The sequence below is a fragment of the Sphingomonas sp. CCH5-D11 genome, from assembly GCF_001557395.1.
In the GTDB taxonomy this organism is placed as follows: domain Bacteria; phylum Pseudomonadota; class Alphaproteobacteria; order Sphingomonadales; family Sphingomonadaceae; genus Sphingomonas.
In genome coordinates this window covers 10,840-30,155 of the sequence record NZ_LSKH01000328.1, presented here as the reverse complement: position 1 = coordinate 30,155, position 19,316 = coordinate 10,840, and the positions used below count along the sequence as shown (strand labels likewise).

The 19,316-nt window shown below is 64.2% G+C and carries 15 protein-coding genes; 4 read left to right on the top strand and 11 right to left on the bottom strand.

Going from position 1 to position 19,316, the window contains the following annotated elements; all coding sequences use genetic code 11:
• Positions 1–309: 309 nt before the first annotated feature.
• Positions 310–1,230 (bottom strand): cysteine synthase A, encoded by a 921-nt coding sequence (gene cysK, locus AX702_RS20365; protein ID WP_066782201.1) that lies wholly within the window; start codon positions 1,228–1,230, stop codon positions 310–312.
• Positions 1,227–2,519 (bottom strand): MFS transporter, encoded by a 1,293-nt coding sequence (locus AX702_RS20360; RefSeq protein WP_066782200.1) that lies wholly within the window; start codon positions 2,517–2,519, stop codon positions 1,227–1,229. The genes cysK and AX702_RS20360 overlap by 4 nt, the downstream gene beginning before the upstream one ends.
• Positions 2,520–2,647: 128 nt before the next feature.
• On the opposite strand from AX702_RS20360, the gene pdhA reads away from it, so the two are divergent.
• Together pdhA and AX702_RS20350 are read left to right on the top strand one after the other, a co-directional pair.
• Positions 2,648–3,691, top strand: a complete 1,044-nt coding sequence (pdhA, locus tag AX702_RS20355; RefSeq protein ID WP_066782199.1) for a pyruvate dehydrogenase (acetyl-transferring) E1 component subunit alpha — start codon at positions 2,648–2,650, stop codon at positions 3,689–3,691.
• Position 3,692: 1 nt separating this feature from the next.
• A complete protein-coding gene (locus tag AX702_RS20350) occupies positions 3,693–5,129 on the top strand; it encodes a pyruvate dehydrogenase complex E1 component subunit beta (RefSeq protein ID WP_066782198.1) in 1,437 nt (478 codons plus the stop codon).
• A gap of 50 nt (positions 5,130–5,179) precedes the next feature.
• Here AX702_RS20350 and AX702_RS20345 read toward each other — a convergent pair whose 3' ends face one another.
• From AX702_RS20345 to AX702_RS20320, 6 genes are all read right to left on the bottom strand, one after another.
• Entirely contained in the window at positions 5,180–5,824 is a 645-nt protein-coding gene (locus AX702_RS20345) for a TadE/TadG family type IV pilus assembly protein (RefSeq protein WP_066782197.1), read from the bottom strand.
• A complete protein-coding gene (locus AX702_RS20340; protein WP_066782196.1) occupies positions 5,824–6,396 on the bottom strand; it encodes a TadE/TadG family type IV pilus assembly protein in 573 nt (190 codons plus the stop codon). The genes AX702_RS20345 and AX702_RS20340 overlap by 1 nt, the downstream gene beginning before the upstream one ends.
• Positions 6,393–8,129 (bottom strand): TadE/TadG family type IV pilus assembly protein, encoded by a 1,737-nt coding sequence (locus tag AX702_RS20335; RefSeq protein WP_066782195.1) that lies wholly within the window; start codon positions 8,127–8,129, stop codon positions 6,393–6,395. The genes AX702_RS20340 and AX702_RS20335 overlap by 4 nt, the downstream gene beginning before the upstream one ends.
• A gap of 192 nt (positions 8,130–8,321) precedes the next feature.
• Complete coding sequence (locus AX702_RS20330; RefSeq protein ID WP_066782194.1) at positions 8,322–8,972, bottom strand: TadE/TadG family type IV pilus assembly protein; 651 nt, start codon at positions 8,970–8,972, stop codon at positions 8,322–8,324.
• A complete protein-coding gene (locus AX702_RS20325; protein WP_066782203.1) occupies positions 8,969–9,544 on the bottom strand; it encodes a TadE/TadG family type IV pilus assembly protein in 576 nt (191 codons plus the stop codon). Before AX702_RS20325 ends, AX702_RS20330 begins: the two co-directional genes overlap by 4 nt.
• A gap of 5 nt (positions 9,545–9,549) precedes the next feature.
• Entirely contained in the window at positions 9,550–11,391 is a 1,842-nt protein-coding gene (locus AX702_RS20320; protein WP_197420705.1) for a pilus assembly protein TadG-related protein, read from the bottom strand.
• Between the two features lie 140 nt (positions 11,392–11,531).
• Between AX702_RS20320 and AX702_RS20315 the strand changes: the two genes are divergently transcribed.
• On the top strand, positions 11,532–12,194 hold the full coding sequence (locus tag AX702_RS20315; RefSeq protein WP_066782192.1) for a squalene/phytoene synthase family protein: 663 nt from the start codon (positions 11,532–11,534) through the stop codon (positions 12,192–12,194).
• Between the two features lie 52 nt (positions 12,195–12,246).
• Complete coding sequence (locus AX702_RS20310; RefSeq protein ID WP_066782191.1) at positions 12,247–12,714, top strand: histidine kinase; 468 nt, start codon at positions 12,247–12,249, stop codon at positions 12,712–12,714.
• Here AX702_RS20310 and trmFO read toward each other — a convergent pair.
• The 3 genes from trmFO to mfd form a co-directional block, all read right to left on the bottom strand.
• On the bottom strand, positions 12,711–14,042 hold the full coding sequence (trmFO, locus tag AX702_RS20305; RefSeq protein WP_066782190.1) for a methylenetetrahydrofolate--tRNA-(uracil(54)-C(5))-methyltransferase (FADH(2)-oxidizing) TrmFO: 1,332 nt from the start codon (positions 14,040–14,042) through the stop codon (positions 12,711–12,713). The two genes, AX702_RS20310 and trmFO, sit on opposite strands and share 4 nt — an antisense overlap.
• A gap of 130 nt (positions 14,043–14,172) precedes the next feature.
• Entirely contained in the window at positions 14,173–15,726 is a 1,554-nt protein-coding gene (locus tag AX702_RS20300) for an MFS transporter (protein WP_231731980.1), read from the bottom strand.
• An 83-nt stretch (positions 15,727–15,809) separates the two neighbouring features.
• A complete protein-coding gene (gene mfd / locus AX702_RS20295) occupies positions 15,810–19,265 on the bottom strand; it encodes a transcription-repair coupling factor (RefSeq protein ID WP_066782189.1) in 3,456 nt (1,151 codons plus the stop codon).
• Between the last annotated feature and the right edge of the window lie 51 nt (positions 19,266–19,316).

The window sequence follows — 19,316 nt, the reverse complement described above, 5'->3', positions numbered from 1 at the left end:
GCGGCGGTGCGGCCCGGGGCAGGACGCGCGGCTGGCGCACGATGATCGGCCGGCCGACCTCCACGATCGGCTGCGGCACCAGATGGGTGACGATCAGCGGCAAGGCGATCGCGATGAGCGCGATCAGGGCAAGGATCAGGTGAAGCGGTCGAACGGTCGGCACGCGGGGGCGCTTAACCTAATTTGCCGGCGCGGCGAAGCTGGCACGCGGCACCAAGCGTGTCCCTGGCTGCGGCATCGGCGGAACAGCCGGCGAGAGGGATCTCCCGGCCGGCTGTTCCCCGAATAGATCTTCCGTCGCGCGGCGGCTTACGCCTCCGGCAGGAACTCGGGCACCGACAGATACCGCTCGCCGGTGTCATAGTTGAAGCCCAGCACGCGTGCGCCATCGGGAAGGTCGGGCAGCTTCTGCAGGATTGCCGCCAGCGTCGCGCCGGATGAAATGCCGACCAGCATGCCTTCTTCACTGGCCGCGCGGCGCGCCATGTCCTTGGCGACGTTCGCGTCCACCTCGATCACGCCGTCCAGCGCCTGGGTGTGGAGGTTCGCGGGGATGAAGCCAGCGCCGATGCCCTGGATCGGGTGCGGGCCGGGCTGGCCGCCACCGATGACGGGGGATGCCGCCGGCTCGACGGCGAAGACCTTCAGGTTCGGCCATTCCTTCTTCAGCGTTTCGGCAACGCCCGTGATGTGGCCGCCGGTGCCGACGCCGGTGATCAGCACGTCGATCGGCGAATCGCGGAAGTCGTTCAGGATCTCCTGCGACGTGGTCTTCACGTGAACGTCGATGTTGGCGGGATTTTCGAACTGCTGCGGCATCCAGGCACCGGGCGTGGTCTCGACCAGCTCAAGCGCGCGCTCGATGGCGCCCTTCATCCCCTTTTCGCGCGGCGTCAGATCAAAGGTGGCGCCATAAGCGAGCATCAGGCGACGGCGCTCCAGCGACATGCTTTCGGGCATGACGAGGACGAGCTTGTATCCCTTCACCGCGGCCACCATCGCTAGGCCGATGCCGGTGTTGCCGCTTGTCGGCTCGATGATCGTGCCGCCCGCCTTCAGGTCGCCGGAGGCCTCTGCCGCCTCGATCATGGCGAGCGCGATCCGGTCCTTGATCGAGCCGCCGGGGTTCGACCGCTCCGACTTGATCCAGACTTCGGATCCCGGAAACAGCCGCTGCATCCGGATGTGCGGGGTGTTGCCGATCGTGTCGAGGATCGTGTTCGCCTTCATGGCTGAGATACTCCATGCTGTGTTTCGGGCGGGATGACCGAGAGCGGTTCCTCGGGCGGATCAAAGGTCTTGGCCTGCTTCAGTTCCGGAAACAACCGCGACCAGAGGAGCGTGATGCCGATCGCGCCGACGCCCCCGACCACCACGGCGCCGACCGGCCCAAGAAGCGACGCCATGAGGCCGCTTTCCGCCTCGCCCAGTTCGTTCGAGGCGGAAATGGTGAGCTGGCTAACGGCGCTGACGCGGCCGCGCATCTCATCGGGGGTGTGAAGCTGGATCAGCGAGCCGCGCACGTACATCGACACCATGTCCGCGCTCCCCGCGACGATCAGCGCGGCGAGGCTGAGCGCGAAGCTGGTGGATATGCCGAACGTCAGGATGGCGAGGCCGAAGATCACAACCGCGATCAGCATCTTGCGGCCGACGTCCGTTTTCATCGGGCGGAAAGATAGAAAGATGCCGGTGAGCGACGCGCCGATCCCCATGCCGGCGGCGAGCAGGCCAAGGCCGGTCGGGCCGACATGAAGGATGTCGCGCGCATAGATCGGCAGCAGCGCCGTGGAACCGGCGAGCAGCACGGCGAACAGATCCAGCGTTATTGCCGCCTGCACCAGCCGGTTGCGCTTCACATAGGAAAAGCCGTCAATAATCCGCGCCAGCGGTCGACGGTCCTTCTGCGCCGCCGGCTGTGGCACGCGGCGGATCGTCAGCAACATGACCAAGGCCAGGAGGAACATCGTCGCCATGCCGGCGTAAGCGGTGATCGGCCCGATAGCGAACAGGAGGCCGCCGACGCTGGGGCCGGCGATGAAGCCGACCTGCATGGCAATGGAGCCGAGCGCTATGGCGGTGGGCAGGCTTTCCCGCGGGACGAGGTTTGGCGCCAGCGCGCCATAGGCCGGGCCGGCGAACGCTCGCGCGACGCCGACGAGGACCGCGGCACCGAACAGCACCGGCAGGCTGATCCAGCCTTCCCAAGTCGCCAGGCCGAGCAGCATCACATTTGCGGCGAGCAGGGTGGTGGTGCCGCGCACGATCCAGCGGCGGTCGACCGAATCCGCGATCAACCCGACGATCGGCGTCAGGAGGAAAAGCGGAACGAACTGCGCCAGGCCGATCATGCCGAGGAGGAACGCGGCGTCGCGTATGTCCATCGTCTCGCGCGCCATGCTGTACACCTGCCAGCCGAGGACGATGGCGAGCGCCGATTGCGCAATCGTGCTGGCGAGGCGGGCCAGCCAGTAGCTGCGGTAATTGGCGATGCGGAGCGGGTGAATGGCGGCTGACATGCGGCTGCGGACTTAGGTCGCGCTCCTTACCGACACAACGGGCAATGCCACAGCGTTGCGCGCGGCTCGGGTTGGGGCCTATAGGCCGCATTCTCCCTTTCCCCTAGGAACCTGCGAGGTCCAGCCCCGTGGCAAGAACAGCCCGCGCCAAGAGCGCCGAACCGCCCGTACCCAATCGTGAACGTCCCAACGAGCCGCAGCCTTATGAGGCGTCCAAGGACGAACTGCTGCAATTCTACAAGGACATGCTCCTTATCCGCCGCTTCGAAGAGAAGGCGGGCCAGCTTTATGGCCTGGGCCTGATCGGCGGCTTCTGCCACTTGTACATCGGCCAGGAAGCCGTGGCCGTCGGGTTGCAGTCCGCGCTGACCGAAAAGGACAGCGTGATCACCGGCTATCGCGACCATGGCCACATGCTGTTGTGCGGCATCCCGCCCAAGGACGTGATGGCGGAGCTGACCGGCCGTCAGGCCGGCATCTCCAAGGGCAAGGGCGGCTCCATGCACATGTTCAGCGTGGAGCATAAGTTCTACGGCGGGCACGGCATCGTCGGTGCCCAGGTGTCACTGGGCGCCGGACTTGGCTTTGCGCACAAGTACAACAATGATGGCGGCGTGTGCCTGGCCTATTTCGGCGACGGCGCGGCCAACCAGGGCCAGGTGTACGAAAGCTTCAACATGGCGGAGCTTTGGAAGCTGCCCGTCATCTTCGTCATCGAGAACAATCAATATGCCATGGGCACGAGCGTGAATCGCGCTTCTGCCGAGGATCAGCTGTATCGCCGCGGCGAGAGCTTCCGCATTCCCGGCATCCAGGTTGACGGCATGGACGTGCTGGCGGCGCGTGGTGCGGCCGAGGCGGCGCTCGAATGGGTGCGCGCCGGCAAGGGGCCGATCATCCTGGAGATGAAGACCTATCGCTACCGCGGCCACTCGATGTCCGATCCGGCCAAATATCGCAGCCGTGAGGAAGTGCAGGCGGTGCGCGACAAGTCCGATCCGATCGAGCATGTGAAGAAGCTGCTCGATGCCAAGGGCGTCAAGGAAGACGAGCTGAAGGCAATCGAGAGCGAGATCCGCAAGGTCGTGAACGAATCCGCGGACTTCGCCGAGAGCACCCCCGAACCCGATCCCAAGGAACTGTATACCGACGTGCTGGTGGAGAAGTATTGAGATGGCGATCGACATCAAGATGCCGGCGCTCTCCCCCACCATGGAGGAGGGCACGCTCGCCAAGTGGCTCGTCAAGGAAGGCGACACGGTGAAGTCCGGCGACATCATGGCCGAGATCGAGACCGACAAGGCAACGATGGAGTTCGAAGCGGTCGACGAGGGCACGGTGGGCAAGATCCTGGTCGCCGAGGGCACCGACAATGTGAAGGTCGGCACCGTCATCATGCAGCTGCAGGGTGAGGGCCAAGAAGCCGGTAACGCCGACAAGGCGCCGGCCGAGACCAAGGACGACGAGCCCGAGCCCAAGGCAAAGGCCGACGCCAAGAAGGACGATGGCGTCGAAGATTCGGCTCATCCGGCGCAGGAAAAGGTGGAAACCGGCGCGCGCCAGATGTTCGAGGCCGCGAAGCACGACGCGGAGGTTGCCGATCCGGCGATCCCCGCGGGCACCGAGATGGTCAAGACGACCGTTCGCGAGGCGCTGCGCGATGCGATGGCCGAGGAAATGCGCGCGGACGAGCGCGTGTTCGTGATGGGTGAGGAAGTCGCGCAATATCAGGGCGCGTACAAGGTCACGCAGGGCCTGCTCGATGAATTCGGCGACCGCCGGGTCATCGACACGCCGATCACCGAATATGGCTTTGCCGGTGTCGGCACGGGCGCGGCGATGGGCGGGCTCAAGCCCATTGTCGAGTTCATGACGTTCAACTTCGCGATGCAGGCGATCGATCACATCGTGAACTCGGCCGCGAAGACGAACTATATGTCCGGCGGCCAGATGCGCTGCCCGATCGTGTTCCGCGGCCCGAACGGCGCCGCGAGCCGCGTCGGCGCGCAGCATTCGCAGAACTATGGCCCGTGGTATGCCAGCGTGCCGGGCCTGATCGTGATCGCGCCCTATGACGCGGCGGATGCCAAGGGCCTGCTGAAGGCCGCGATCCGCTCCACCGACCCGGTCGTGTTCCTCGAGAACGAGCTGCTCTACGGCCGCTCATTCGAGGTGCCGAAGCTGGACGATTGGGTCCTGCCGATCGGCAAGGCGCGCATCATGCGCGAGGGCAAGGACGTGACAATCGTCAGCTATTCGATCGGCGTGGGCCTGGCGCTGGAAGCCGCCGACAAGCTGGCCGAAGAAGGCGTCGAGGCGGAGGTGATCGACCTGCGCACGCTGCGCCCGCTCGACAAGGAAACGGTGCTCAAGAGCCTAGCCAAAACCAACCGCATGGTCGTGGCCGAAGAAGGCTGGCCGACCTGCTCGATCGCCAGCGAGATCATCGCGATTTGCATGGAAGAGGGCTTCGACGATCTCGACGCCCCGGTCGTGCGCGTGTGCAACGAGGACGTGCCGCTGCCTTATGCCGCGAACCTCGAGAAGCTGGCGCTGATCTCGTCCGACAAGATCGTCGAGGCGGTGAAGAAGGTGACCTACAAGGGGTAAGTGCAGGCTCCGCCCGCTCATTTGGAGGGCGGGCGGAGCGCGCTCGATGCTCAGAGATCGTAACGGGTGCAGACGCTTGGCGTGCTTCCCGTTGCGGCATTCAGCGTTTCGGAGGCGCGTTCGCGAACGGTGAACGACGCTTCCGACCGGATCACCGGCGTGCCGAGGACGACGGTCGAAAAAATCGGTTCGTACACATAGGTGACTTCGGCGAAGATCATCGCGGAACCGGCCGATGCGGCGATCTGACGCCCGGTGGCGCCCATGGCCGGAAGCGAAGCATCATTGGCACCTTTCCCCTGCGTGCCATATTGCGGCTGCGATTCAGTTCGGTTGAGCGTTCCGCTACAGCGCTGCCAAAGGATGGTCTGTCCAGCGAGCGACCCCGTCTTCCCGTTGGGCATGACATCGCTCAGAACGATCCGGCCTCGGGTGGCGAAGTTCATCGCTTCGCCCACGATCTTGCCGCCGAGCAGCACTTCGTTGACGTCTGCCTCACTGATCGATTCACGAACGCGTGCTGCATTATCGGCAGCGGTGGCCGCGATCTGATGCACGCGCAGGATGGAGATGCCATAATTGGCGATCTCCACGCCATAAAGGGCAATGGTCAGTACGATCGGCAGCGTGAAGGCGAACTCCAGCAACGCCAGCCCTCGCTGGTCGCGATGGAGGCGGCGAAGCAGATGTGGCATCAGTTGCACCGGATCGTGGGCTGCGCGCGCGACGTAAACGGCTGGTTCCGCAGAACAGTGGAAGCCACGATCTTCTGCGCCGACCCCCAGCCGAGTATCTTGTTCACCGGCATGATATTAGGATATTCCACCGTCACCGTATAGCGAACGATGTCGTCCGCCGTACCGATGCCAGTATTGTATTCGAGATCGTACACGCCATTGTTGTTGGCGTCTTCATAGCAATCCCCGACATTATATCTGCCGACTGGATCCGTATCCGACGTGATCTTTTCCGGCTTTCCGACGTTGGAGAAGTTGAAGAAGCTTTCCTTCTGGATGCTTTTGACGTTGCTCGCGTCGGAGAGCATCGCGACACGTTCCTTGATCACGTTGTCGATGGTCTCGCCGGATTGGTCGCCGACCGTCGCGAGACGTGACGCCTCCAGCAATGCGCCTTGAACGATCGCGGTGAGGTACGCTCGATAGCCGATCTCAATGCCAGCAGCCAGGATCATGCAGATTACCGGGATGATGAGCGCGAATTCGACGATCGTAGCGCCGCGGCGATCGGACCGAAGCGCTTGTATCATTGGCTGAGCCTCAGCGATCCGATCTTGGATCCGATTTCCTGGAATTTGGCGATCAGATCGGCAGAAGACGAGATACCCGCCGCCTTGCTGTCATCAGACGCACACTTCCGCATGTCGTCCGTAAGCGTGGTCGCGAATGCGATCACCCAGACTTCGGTATTCTGGCTCTTGGCCGCGTTGCACGCCATACGGAAGCGCTGAAGATGGCGGTTGAGTTGAGCGGTGCTGCCGCTGGCGGTGCCAAGAACACGCTTGTCCAGGCTTTCCACGCCATAGGTGGTGTACTCGTTCATATTGGGCGACAGGTCGCCATCCGTCATGAAGATGATGTACTTGCGCACGTTGAAGCCGCGCAACTTCACCGGGTTGTCCGGATCGTTGGGATTGTTCGTTTCCGGTGTCGAGGAAGCGAAGATCCCGTAGGGCGAAATGAAGCGGGCGCCCCAGATCATTCCAATGTCGTGATAGGTAGATCCTTGAGGATCGAGCGAGTTGAGGTAGCTCGTGAAGGATGCCTTGTCGTTGTAATATTCCCGCAGGCGAGACGCCTGACTGGCGCAGTAGCGGGTTTCTGTTGCCTGGGAGTTCTCGTTCACCCTGTACACGACTTCCGGCCACCACGGCGCCCAGCGACTTTCGTCAGAGTTCGGGATGCGATTGATGTCGAGGTCCCATGCGTCGCTCGGCGCGCTGGTGCTGCTGCCGCCATTGATCAGGACATTGTTGGTAATTCTCTCTTCGATGCAGCCCGCCCAACTGGATCGTGTTCCTGGAGCCGTTGGCGTGCTCACGGAAGATCCGGTGACATATTGCGATATGTCGATCGGAAACTTGCCCCACGTCGGGCTGCCATTTGTGGTTGTCGTCGTCGTGATCGTGCAGATACCGAGCAAATTTCCGATGATCGCCTGGTAAGAGCCATTCGCCGCGTCGCAACTCGACTTGCTCGTGTAACGCTGTTCAGTCGACGTATTTGTTTGTGTCGGAGTAACCCGGGTGTTGTAAAGGTAGTTACCGCTCCGGATGTATGTCGGGTTCTTGGCATATACCAGGCGCCCGACATTGATCGTGGCGTTGTAGGGGACAAACCCGTAGCGCAGCCTCAGGTTATTGGAATGTAACTGATCCTGAGCGGACTTGAGGGTCTCGTAAAGAGAGGTTGCTGCGGAGCGCAGTGCGCTCATTTTCGAATTGGACGCTTCAACCTCGTTGCAGTTGCCGGAAACGCCCGGAGCGCAATTCATCGACCCCGACATGTCCAGAACAAGCATGATGTCCGTGCCGACAAAGTCCTGGGTTGCAGAACAGGTCGCCGAGATGCCGAGCGTGTTGAAGCCGAACATCTTCATGATCGTCGTCGGGATGCTGGTGGCCGCCGTCACCCGGAGGGTTCCCTGCTGCGGAATGGTGATGGCCGGTTCGAAGTTGGCGGCTTCGAAGAAGGGGACCGGCGAACGCGGAAAATTGAAATCAAAGTATTTCAGCGTTTCCGTACGCAGCGCCGTGGTGACGGTCGTGCCCGTCAGCAGTCGACGTCCCGCCAGCGCGCCGGCGTCGCACGCCTGACGAAGGCGGTTCTGCGCCATATAGGCGCGCGTCATGTCGACGCCCGATCCGATCAGCGCGAGCAGAGGGATCATCGCTGCCGCCATGATCGCCAGCGTGTTACCCCGAACATCGCGGCGCAGACGTGCGAGGAACTGCGCAGCCCCGTCTTTCTCTTCTCGCTTCAAGCCTAGCACAGACATAATCGCTTAACCGCGACGCCTTGCCCGGTAATGCCCTAAGCTATTGTAAGGTAACGTGGTTAATGGTCACGGCCGCGCGCTGCCAACCTCCTCGCCTGACGGGAAGGTTGTTGAAGGGGCGTTAGGCAGAGAGGGGCAAAGCACCTCGCCATCGCCGTGAGAGAGGGACGGGCCGGGCTACAAGCCGGTTGCCGTGTTGCAGTTCTTCTTGGGGGGAAAGCGGCTGCTCGGCGTCGGGCTTTGGAAATCCTTGTTACGCGCACGGAACATCGCTGTCCGGGTGAAGCTTTCTTCTAGCCGCAGCCATTGCATGGGATAGCTGCTGAGCAGCGGCTGGTAATTGTATGTCACCTGCACGTGGAAGAGGATCTCATCCAGCGGCAGCATGCGGCTGTTCGGCAGTGTCGCCAAAGCGGTGGTCAGGTTGCAGCCGAGCGTCGGCGCCGCTGTTGTATAGGCGCCATCGAAGCGCTGCCACAGGATGCGATTCTCGACATCGCCATTATTGTCGTTGTCGGTCCCCTTCACCGCGGTGATGATGACGCGGCCGTGATCGGCCAGATCGAATGGCTGCGCCGTCAGCTCGATCGCGCTGAACAGGTCGTAGATCTGCCCCTCGGTCGCGCCAACGCTTCCCGTGCCGCTCTGCGCGACAAGGTCGGCGGTCATTGCCGCAAGCCGCTGCACGCGATTGTGCGCCATGGCGTAATTGCCAAGTTCAAAGCCGCTCATGATCACCGCCAGCAGAAGCGGGGCAAACAAGGCGAATTCGAGCATTGCCACGCCGGATTTGTCGGCGATCAAGGACCTGAAGGAACAGAGCTTCACGCCGCCTTCCTCACAACGGCTTCGTTGCGCACCACGGTGGTCGCGGTGAGTGTTGTCTCGTTGGGAATGCCGATCCACGACGTCAGCCCGCCGAACAGCATTCTTTTGGGGAAAACGGCGGTGTAGGACACGACATCGCCTGGTCCGCCAAGCTTGCCGGGGATCTGCACTGCCGGATCCCAGACGCCGTTACGGTTACGGTCGATGTAATCCTCCCCAACGTCGTACACGCCATTGCGGTTCGCGTCGGTGAAGTTCTCGGGCGTTGCGGACGAGAAATCGTGAAACACCTTGGTGGTGATCGTCACCGTCCGGTTGGGCGCCGTGGGGAAGCCGCTCATGGCATTGATGATGCTGGCACGGGTCACCGTTTCGCGCGCGTCCTCGCTGCTTTCCAGCGTCGCCGTCGCGGCGCGCGCAGCCTCCACGACAGCGCCTTCCAGCGCCGCGCGGGCGAACATCATGTGTCCGACTTCAAGCGTGCCGCAGATCATCGCCAGCATCACCGGCGATATGAGTGCGAATTCGACCACGGTCACGCCGCGCCGGTCGCGACGAAGGGCTGATATCATCGTCTTCATTTTGTGAGGTGCAGGTCGACGAGTTCGGTGGCGATGTCGTCAAATGCGGACTTGAGCGACGCCGTATCGGATGTTCGATAGACGCGGCCCGGTGCGCACCGCTCGAACATGGCGAGAGTGTTGGCGTTGGTGGTCGTCAGCGCGATGATGTACACCTTGGGCGCGTTGGTCTCCGCCTGAAGCGACGCGCACGTCTTGGAGAAGCGTCGTTCGGACTGCGTCGTCAGACCGCCTGCACTGGCGCTGATCGGCGCGTCGGCATAGTTTCCGTAGAAGGTGAATGTACGATCGGTGAAGCCGTTTTGCGACGCGCCGAGCGCCGTTTCACCATCGGTCATGAACACCAGCGCGCGCTTCGCCTCCTCGTTGGTCGGGTTGCTGCGCGTGAACACGTCGTCGCGCACCAGGAGGCGATAGCCCCACAGCAGGCCCGCATGGTGCAATGTGCCATTCGCCGGATAAATCGCGCCATTCTTCTGGCCGATCACCGTGTCTACCCAATAGGATTTCGACTTGCCGTATGCGATCGGCTCGGCCTCCTCCGGGCATTGCCAATTAGGGCTTGGCGGTTCCGTCTTGTTCTGAGAACCATTGTTCGTGCTGCCGCCCTTCGGGTTGATCGTGTAGGCGGTAGCAGGTTTCCATGCCCCGAAGTTCGGAATACGGTCATAGTGAACCTCGAACGGCGTGCCGCTTTGAGTGGTGAAGTTCCAGGAATAGACCTTGGGATCGTAGAAGCCGCCACCCTTCAGCGTGATCACGTCATTGGCATTGTTAGACGCCGTGTCGTTGAGGCCGAGATAATAGTGATACATCCATCGCCGGTATGGCGAAGAAGACAGGGCCGGAATGTTGTTGAACGCGTAATTGATCACGCTCGCGTCCATGTCGGTGATCTTGTACAGGTTGAAACCAGGTTCCACATTGGCGACCTGATAATACTCATGTGTCGGATCGCCGGTCTTGTCTGCGGTGACATTTCCGGCCTGCATCTTCGGCACCCAGAAGGGCGGGATGAAATAGGGTGTGACCGGCGGGTGATTGTTTTCACCCGGGAGTGAACGAACAACGTCCCATGCGCCCGTTTCGGGCGTGGAGTAGTTGGTGTTGATGTCCTTCACACTGTCATCAGCAAGAACGCAGCCCTTCCAGGCCATTGGGTTGCTGGGCCAGCTTCCGAAAGACTGCATGTAGCTGTCGTTGAAGCCGGGCAGCGTGCGTACGGACGAGGACCGCCACTTGGTCAGCAAGTGACCGACGTTCACCGTGATGTCATACATCACAAAGCCAAGCGCGAGCTCCTTTCGGGTCTCGGCACCTTGATAAAGGATTTCGACGAAGCTCTTGGCAGCATCCTTCGTCGCAGTCATGCGGGTCTTCACCACGCCGTTCGCGCCTCTTGGAAGGTTGTCCTTCATGGACCCGGTGTTGTCGAGCACGACCATCACTTCCAGCGGACGTGGCTGAAGTTCCGCGCGCGCCACCGCCCGCACGGGTTGCTTGTCGAAACCCAGCACGCTCATGAAGGTCAACGGCAGGTCGGCGGTTGCTTCCACCGTCGTGATGTTGATGCCTTTGTCAGTCGTGAAGGTCGGCGTGACCTGCAGGTTCTGAGAATGCATGTAGCCGAGCGGAAAATTGCCGAAGAAATAGGCCTCGACCTGTTTCGATCGGCCCTTGGCGCTCGTGTCCGTCACGGCAAAGGCACGCGCACCCGCCAGCGCCGCCGCATCGACGCCGGCCTGCAACTGGCTTTTCGTCATGTAGATGCGGGCGGCGTCGATGCCGCTGCCGATCGCGCCGATCGCCGGAATGGTAAAGGCGGCCAGGATTGGCAAGGCCGCCCCGCGTTTGTCGCGCCACAATAGGCTGGGCAGTCGCCCAGTAAACTTGCGTCCCACTCGCATTTCGCCCCAGTTGAAGCTAATTGTCCCGGAGCCGCTCTAGGCGCTCAGCCGCTAAACCCGCATCAAACGACATGGTTAACGACACAGATACCTTCGGGATCGACCCTGCTGCCGGCCATCCGGAGCGCGCGTTGGCGCTGAGCTATGCGCCGATGGCGGTTCGGCCCGCGATCGGCGCATTGTTCGCGCTGGACGCCACCTTGGCCAAGCTGGCTATCGGGACGCGGGATGCAATGGTCGCGCAGTTGCGGCTGACTTGGTGGCATGAGGCGCTGTCGGCGCTGGGGCAAAGCAAGCCGCCGGCACAGCCGATCCTGCGCACGCTGGCGGCGGCGAGGGTGGATGGCGCAGCGCTGGCCCGGATGGAGATCGGATGGGAGCGCTTGCTGCAAACGCCGGATGAGGAGGCGCTGATCGCGTTCGGCGAGGAGCGCGGCACGCTGTTCATCGAGGCGGCACGGCTTGCCGGCGCGGCGGACAATGCCACTGCGGCCGGCGTCGGCTGGGCGCTCGCCGATCTGTCGCGGCTGACGGTCGATACGGATCTTTCCGCGCGCGCGGCGGCGCTGGCGGGGCCGCTTGTCCAGCAAGCATCGGCGCAGCGATGGAGCCCGGCGGGGCGGTTCATCGGCGCGCTGGTCCATGTCGCCGCGGCCGATCTGGCCGGCGAGCGGCCGGTGGGTGCGCCGGGCCGGGTGCTACGCCTTGCCTGGCACCGGCTGAGCGGCCGCTAGGCTTGCCGATGCGGATGAAGCCGCTAGCATGGCCGCCGGGGGAGAGCGGGGCATGTGGCGGTATCTGGCCGGCGGACTTGCGGCATTGTTGATGGTGGCGGCCGGCTGGACGTTGTTTTCCGGCCGGGCGCGGACCGATCCCGTGCTTCCGCCGGCTCCGCCGCCGTCGGGCGCGAAAAGCGTGCTTCAAGATGACGCTCCGGGCGATCCTCCCGTACCGGAGGCGAGCGAGCGGACACGCGAGGAGAAACGGTTCGACCGGTACGACAAGGATCGCGACGATCGGATCGGGCGCGAGGAATATCTGGTGTCCCGTCGCAAGGCCTATGCGAAACTGGACGCGAACAGCGATGGGCGGCTGACCTTTGACGAATGGGCGGTGAAGACAACCACCAAGTTCGCCACCGCCGATCGCGATAAGTCCGGGAGCATGGACCGCGCCGAATTCGCCACCACCGCCGTCAAGCGCTCTGCCAAGCCGAAGTGCGCCTGTCCGGCAGGTGGCACCGAAGATAATTAGGCAGCCATCCATGCCGCCAGCGCGGCGCGGGCACGATCGGTGTACATCTTCTTGCGATCGGCCTTTCTGGTGCGGCCTTCGATCGGCGGGAAGAGGCCGAAATTGACGTTCATCGGCTGATAGGTCTCCGCCACCGCAGCACCGGTGATGTGATTGAGGAGCGCGCCAAGCGCCGTCTCGACCGGGGGCGCGGCCATCGTCCCGTTGGCCAGCTCAGCCGCGGCGAAGCGGCCCGCCAGCAGGCCGATCGCGGCGCTTTCGACATAGCCTTCGCAGCCCGTGATCTGACCAGCGAAGCGGACGTTCGGGCGCGACTTCAGCCGCAGCTCGGGATCGAGCAGCTCGGGCGAGCGCAGGAAAGTATTGCGGTGGAGACCGCCGAGCCGGGCGAACTCGGCGTTTTCCAACCCGGGAATGGTGCGGAACAGGCGGACCTGCTCGGCGTGCTTCAACTTGGTCTGAAAGCCGACGATGTTCCAAAGCGTGCCGGCGGCGTTGTCCTGGCGCAGCTGAACGCAGGCATAAGGCCAGCGACCTTGCGGATGCTCGGGCGATTCCGTGCCGGGCTGGTCGAGGCCGACGCCCTTCATCGGGCCGAAGCGCAACGTCTCGCGCCCGCGCTCCGCCATTACCTCGATCGGCATGCAGCCTTCGAAATAAGGGACATTCTCCCACTCGCGCGGCACGCTCTTCTCGCCGGCGAGCAGTCCCTCGACGAAAGCGTCGTACTGGTCGCGGGTGAGCGGGCAATTGATGTAATCGGTGCCGTCGCCCTTGTTCCAGCGCGACTGGAACCAAGCCTTGTCCATGTCGATCGTGTCGCGGTGGACGATCGGCGCGATGGCGTCGAAGAAGGCGAGGGCGTCCTTGCCCGTCTCACCGGCGATCGCCTCGGACAGGCCGGGCGCGGTGAGCGGACCGGTGGCGATGATCGCCGGGCCGTCGGGGAGCGTGTCGATACGTTCGCGCACGATGGTGATGTTCGGATGCGCCTCGAGCGCGGCGGTGACGCCGGCGGAGAAGCCGTCGCGGTCCACCGCCAGCGCGGAGCCGGCGGGCACCTTGTGTTTGTCACCCTCGCGCAGGATCAGCGAGCCGAGCGCGCGCATTTCCTGATGGATCAGGCCGACCGCGTTGCTGTCGGGATCGTCGGAGCGAAAGCTGTTCGAGCAGACGAGCTCGGCAAGGTGGTCGGTGTGGTGCGCGGGGGTGTTCTCACCCGAGCCGCGCATTTCGGAAAGGCGGACCTTGTGGCCGGCTTCGGCAAGCTGCCAGGCGGCCTCGCTCCCGGCGAGCCCGCCGCCGATAACGTGGATGTCGTGGGTCATTCGTCGCGCGATAGCCGGGCGAGAGCGGGAAGGAAACGGGCAGGACCGATGTCGCGCACTCAACCGGTGATCGTCCGAGGACATTGACCATGGGACGACCACCGCGGCGCCGATGTCCTGGCGCACCACGTCAGATTTCGGCTTCCAGCTCCTGCAAGCTGCGGCCATGCGTTTCCCGGCCCGCCCGCGCGACCATGACGGCCGATAGCCCAACCGGCACGATCAGCGCGATGGCGGCGCCGCCGAGTGTCGCGATCAATCCCGTGAAGGCGCCAAGCTGGACCGCAACGCCGCCGAATTTGCTGCTCCCCGCGATCAGCCCTGTCGCACGGCCACGTACCGACATGGCGTAGCTTTCAGCGGCATAAGGAAGCAGCACGGCGATCAGGCCGTTGGTGCCGATCACGAGCAGCGCGATCACGGCGATCAGCACTGGTGGATCGGAAAGGATCGGCGCGGGCAGGAGTGCGCCGGCAAGGCCGATAAAGGTCAGGAGAATGGTGCCGATCAGCGTGCGCTTGCTGCTCCAGCGGCTGTAGAGCAGCGCCGCGAGCAGGATGGTTGGCAACGCCACGAGGGCCGAACTGGCGATGATGCCGCTGGCAAGTTCCGCGCTGAACCCGCGGTCGCGCAGGTCGGAGGGTAGCCACAGCAACAGGCCGAAGTTGACGAAGCTCCATGAAAGGGCGGTGACGACCAGCGAGAGCGTCAGCCTGGTCTGGTTTCCATGCTGCGCCAGCTCGGGCGAGCCGCCGACAGGAAGGTGGCGCCGGGCGATGCCGAACCGCCGCGTCATCATGGCCAGCTCCTCCTGCAATCCCCGGACGAGGAGAAAGCGAGGCGATTCCGGAATCCAGCGCGCCATGGCAAGGAGCAGCAGGCCAGTCGGGAAACCCTGCAGCCAGAGGCTTCGCCAGCCATAGGATGGCTCCAGAAGGCGCGCCGCGCCACTCGCCGCAAGATAGCCGCCGACGAGGCCGGTGCCGCCAACCAGGACGAGTACCCAGCTGCGATGCCGGGGCGGCATGACTTCCGCCAGCAAGGCGTAGACGACCGGCAGCATGCCACCGGCCGAGCATCCCATGAGAAAGCACATCACCAAGTTCCACTCGTAGGACGGCATCGCGCCGCAGATCGAGGTGGATACGAAGAGGATGGTGGACAGCAGGATCGAGACCCGCCGGCCGTAAACGTCGGCCAGCCAGCCCCAGAGGAAGGAGCCCACGGTGGTGCCGCAGAGCGCGACAAACGGCAGCAGCGCGGCAGTCGATCGCTCCATGCCATATTCCAGCCGCAAACCGGGCAGCACGAAGCCGAGCGTCGCGGGCTTCATCGTGTCGATCACGAGCCCGAGGGTAAGGACGACAATGACCGCCGCATGAGTGCGGGTGAGCGGGGTATCATTGGATGCCTCGAACACAATGTCTGCGCCGGCGCGCGGATCAGGGCGCGTCTTGGGCAATGCGCCGTACAGGGCAGCCGGAACGCCAACCCCGATCAGCGCCATGCCAAGGTACATCCAACCGTCCATCGGCATTCCCGACAGATGATTGCCCATCGAGTGCGCCATCGCCAGCATCGGCAGGTGAAGCAGAACCCCCAGGCTGATGGCAGCGCACCCGGCCCAGAATATCGGCCATCGTTCACCCACGACGGATCGCCGCGTGCCGGTCACATGGCTCATTGGTTTGTCCCGGTCCTCATCGGCCGCCAGTAGAAGAGGAACGGGAGACAAGGAAGATGCCTGTGCCGCGCGGCACAGGCGACTCAACCAGCTGCCTTCGCCAGCCCCTTTGACAGCTGCAGCGCGCCGTGAAGCCGCGCGGCTGGATCGGCCCAGTTGCGCTGCAACGCGAGTTTCGAGTCAGGGCGCAGCTTCGCAATCGGGCCAAGCTTGTCGACATAGGCCAACAGGCCAGCGACGTTTGGCGGTGTATCATCGTGGAAGCTGACCAACGCGCCCTTGGGGCCGACGTCCATCTTCGCGACGCAGGCCGTCTTGGCGTTCATCTTGATCTCAATGACCTTGACGAGATTGTCGGTCGCTTCCGGCAAAGGCCCGAAGCGGTCGATCATTTCCGCCGCGAAAGCCTCCAGCTCGCGCTTCTCGTCGAGCTCGTTGAGGCGGCGGTAGAGTGCCATGCGCAGGTCGAGGTCGGGGACGTATTCTTCCGGGATCAGGATCGGCGCATCCACCGTGATCTGCGGCGAGAAGTCGCGCGGGCGGTTGGCGAGGCCGCCGGCCTTGGCGTCCATGATCGCCTCTTCCAGCATCGACTGGTAGAGTTCGTAGCCCACCTCCTTGATATGGCCGGACTGTTCGTCGCCGAGCAGATTGCCCGCGCCGCGGATGTCGAGATCGTGGCTCGCCAGCTGGAAGCCGGCGCCGAGGCTGTCGAGATCGCTGAGCACCTTGAGGCGCTTTTCGGCGGCGTCGGTCATCATCCGCTCAGGGGGAGTGACCATATAGGCATAGGCGCGCGTCTTCGATCGGCCGACGCGGCCGCGCAGCTGGTAGAGCTGGGCGAGGCCGAAGCGATCGGCGCGGTTGACGATCATCGTGTTGGCGGAGGGGATGTCGATGCCGCTCTCGATGATCGTGGTGGAGACGAGCACCTCGAACTTCTTGTCGTAGAAGGCGCTCATTCGCTCCTCGACCTCGCTCGCCGCCATCTGGCCGTGGGCGATGACGTAGCGGATCTCGGGGACTTCCTTGCGGAGATATTCCTCGATGTCGGGCAGGTCGGCGACGCGCGGGGTGACGAGGAAGCTCTGGCCGCCGCGATAATGTTCGCGCAGCAGCGCCTCGCGCAGGACGACCGGGTCCCAGGGCATGACATAGGTGCGCACCGCGAGGCGATCGACCGGGGGCGTCTGGATGACGGAGAGTTCGCGCAGTCCGCTCATTGCCATCTGCAGCGTGCGCGGGATCGGCGTGGCGGTGAGGGTGAGGATGTGGACGTCGGCGCGGAGCGTCTTGAGGCGTTCCTTGTGCGTGACGCCGAAGCGCTGTTCCTCGTCCACGATGACGAGGCCGAGGCGCTTGAAGTCGACGTTCTTGGCGAGGAGGGCGTGGGTGCCGATGACGACGTCGATCGTGCCGTCGGCGAGGCCTTCCTTGACGCGCTTGGTCTCGGCGGCGGTGACGAGGCGCGAGAGGCGGCCCATCTGGATCGGGAAGCCTTCGAAGCGGGCCATGAAATTCTGGTAATGCTGGCGCGCGAGAAGCGTGGTGGGGCAGACGACCGCGACCTGCATGCCGGCCATCGCCGCGACGAAAGCGGCGCGCAGCGCGACCTCGGTCTTGCCGAAGCCGACGTCGCCGACGATGAGCCGGTCCATCGGCTTGCCGGCGGACAGATCGGCGAGCGTTTCCTCGATCGCGCGGTCCTGATCGTCGGTTTCCTGATAGGGGAAGCGGTCGACGAAGCTGGGGTAGCCGCTGGAATCGGGCTCGGCGACTTCGCCGTGGCGGAGCGCGCGCAGGGCGGCGGTGGCGATGAGTTCACCCGCGATCTCGCGGATGCGCTCCTTCATCTTGGACTTGCGGCGCTGCCATGCCTCGCCGCCGAGGCGATCGAGGCTGGCGCCTTCCTCGCCGGAGCCGTAGCGGCTGAGGACTTCGAGGTTCTCGACGGGGACGTAGAGTTTGTCGCCGCCGGCATATTCCAGCTGCACGCAATCGTGCGGGGCCTTGGCGACGGGGACCTGCGTCAGGCCGACATAGCGGCCGATGCCGTGATCGGTATGGACGACGAGATCGCCCGGCGAGAGGGTGGCAAGCTCGGCGAGGAAGGCGTCGGCGGACTTGCGGCGCTTGGCGCGGCGCACGAGGCGGTCGCCGAGCATGTCCTGCTCGGTGAGGACGGCGACCTTGGGGGCGGTGAAGCCGTGGTCGAGGGGGAGGACGATGAGGGCGGTCTGCGTCTCGCCGACGCCCTGCGCCTCTTGCCAGGTCTCGACCGCCTTGGCGCCGGCGAGGCCGTGGTCCTTGAGGAGGTTGGCGAGGCGATCGCGGGCGCCGGGGGAGTAGCTGGCGAGGATGGGGGTGCGGCCTTCCTTGCGCAGCGCCTTGAGGTGGTCGACCACCGCTTCATAGACGTTGGTGTTGGCGGCGCGTTCGGGGGCGAAATCGCGCGGGCCGTCGACGTTGAAGTCGATGACAGTGGCGGATTCGGGCTCGTGGAACGGGGTGGTGACGTGCGCGGTCGCGGTGGCGAGCGCTTCCTCCCATTCCTTGGGGGGCATGTAGAGCGTCTTGGCGGGGAGTGCGCGGTAGCTGCCGGGCTGGGCGGCCTCGGCGCGCTTGCGGTTCTCGTAATAATCGGCGACCGCTTCGAAGCGGGATTCGCCGGCCGCCTTCACGCCGCCGTCGCGGACGATGAGCGCGTCGTCGCCGAGGTGGTCGAACAGGGTTTCGAGACGGTCCTCGAACAAGGGGAGCCAATGCTCCATGCCGGCGAGGCGGCGGCCTTCGCTGACCGCCTGGTAGAGCGGGTCGCCGGTGGCGGTGGCGCCGAACGTCTCGCGATAGCGGCTGCGGAAGCGCTTGATGCTCTCCTCGTCCAGCAACGCCTCGGAGGCGGGGAGGAGGGTGAAGCCCTTGATATTGCCGGTGGTGCGCTGGTCGGCGGGGTCGAAGGTGCGGACGCTTTCGATCTCGTCTCCGAAGAAGTCGAGGCGCAGCGCCTGGGTCTCGCCCGAGGGGAACAGGTCGACGAGGCCGCCGCGGACGGCATATTCGCCGGCGTCGTGGACGGTGTCGGTGCGGACATAGCCGTTGGCTGAGAGCAGCGCGGCGAGCTTGTCGCGGGCGATCCGCTCGCCGGGTTTCAGGTTGGCGACGAGCTGGCGGATGCGGAACGGGGTCAGCGTGCGCTGGGTGGCGGCGTTGACGGTGGTGAGGACGAGCTGGGACCCATTCGGTTTGGCCTGGAGCTTGTGGAGCGCGCCGATGCGTTCGGCCATGACGCGCAGCGTGGGGGAGGCGCGGTCGTAGGGGAGGCAATCCCACGCGGGATATTCGACGATCTCGATCTCGGGCGCGAAATAATGCGCGGTGGCGGCGATGGCGCGCATCGCGGCTTCGTCCGGCGCGATGAAGACCGCGCGGGTCTTCGCGGCGCGGGCGAGATCGGCGAGCAGGCTGGGGAGGAAACCGCTCGGCACCCCGGCGAGGTTGAGGGGCGTGGTGGCGGTGAGGATCGTCTGGAGGTCGGGCATCTACGTCCTTCTCCCTCTCCCCACTTGTGGGGAGAGGGCAGGGGAGAGGGG

Bases quoted from the DNA above. Each gene is read 5' to 3' on its own strand.
- AX702_RS20315 (WP_066782192.1), top strand. From the start codon at position 11,532: ATGGTTAACGACACAGATACCTTCGGGATCGACCCTGCTGCCGGCCAT.
- cysK (WP_066782201.1), bottom strand. From the start codon at position 1,230: ATGAAGGCGAACACGATCCTCGACACGATCGGCAACACCCCGCACATC.
- trmFO (WP_066782190.1), bottom strand. From the start codon at position 14,042: ATGACCCACGACATCCACGTTATCGGCGGCGGGCTCGCCGGGAGCGAG.
- mfd (WP_066782189.1), bottom strand. From the start codon at position 19,265: ATGCCCGACCTCCAGACGATCCTCACCGCCACCACGCCCCTCAACCTC.
- AX702_RS20325 (WP_066782203.1), bottom strand. From the start codon at position 9,544: ATGATATCAGCCCTTCGTCGCGACCGGCGCGGCGTGACCGTGGTCGAA.
- AX702_RS20360 (WP_066782200.1), bottom strand. From the start codon at position 2,519: ATGTCAGCCGCCATTCACCCGCTCCGCATCGCCAATTACCGCAGCTAC.
- AX702_RS20310 (WP_066782191.1), top strand. From the start codon at position 12,247: ATGTGGCGGTATCTGGCCGGCGGACTTGCGGCATTGTTGATGGTGGCG.
- AX702_RS20340 (WP_066782196.1), bottom strand. From the start codon at position 6,396: ATGATACAAGCGCTTCGGTCCGATCGCCGCGGCGCTACGATCGTCGAA.
- AX702_RS20300 (WP_231731980.1), bottom strand. From the start codon at position 15,726: ATGAGCCATGTGACCGGCACGCGGCGATCCGTCGTGGGTGAACGATGG.
- AX702_RS20345 (WP_066782197.1), bottom strand. From the start codon at position 5,824: ATGCCACATCTGCTTCGCCGCCTCCATCGCGACCAGCGAGGGCTGGCG.
- AX702_RS20350 (WP_066782198.1), top strand. From the start codon at position 3,693: ATGGCGATCGACATCAAGATGCCGGCGCTCTCCCCCACCATGGAGGAG.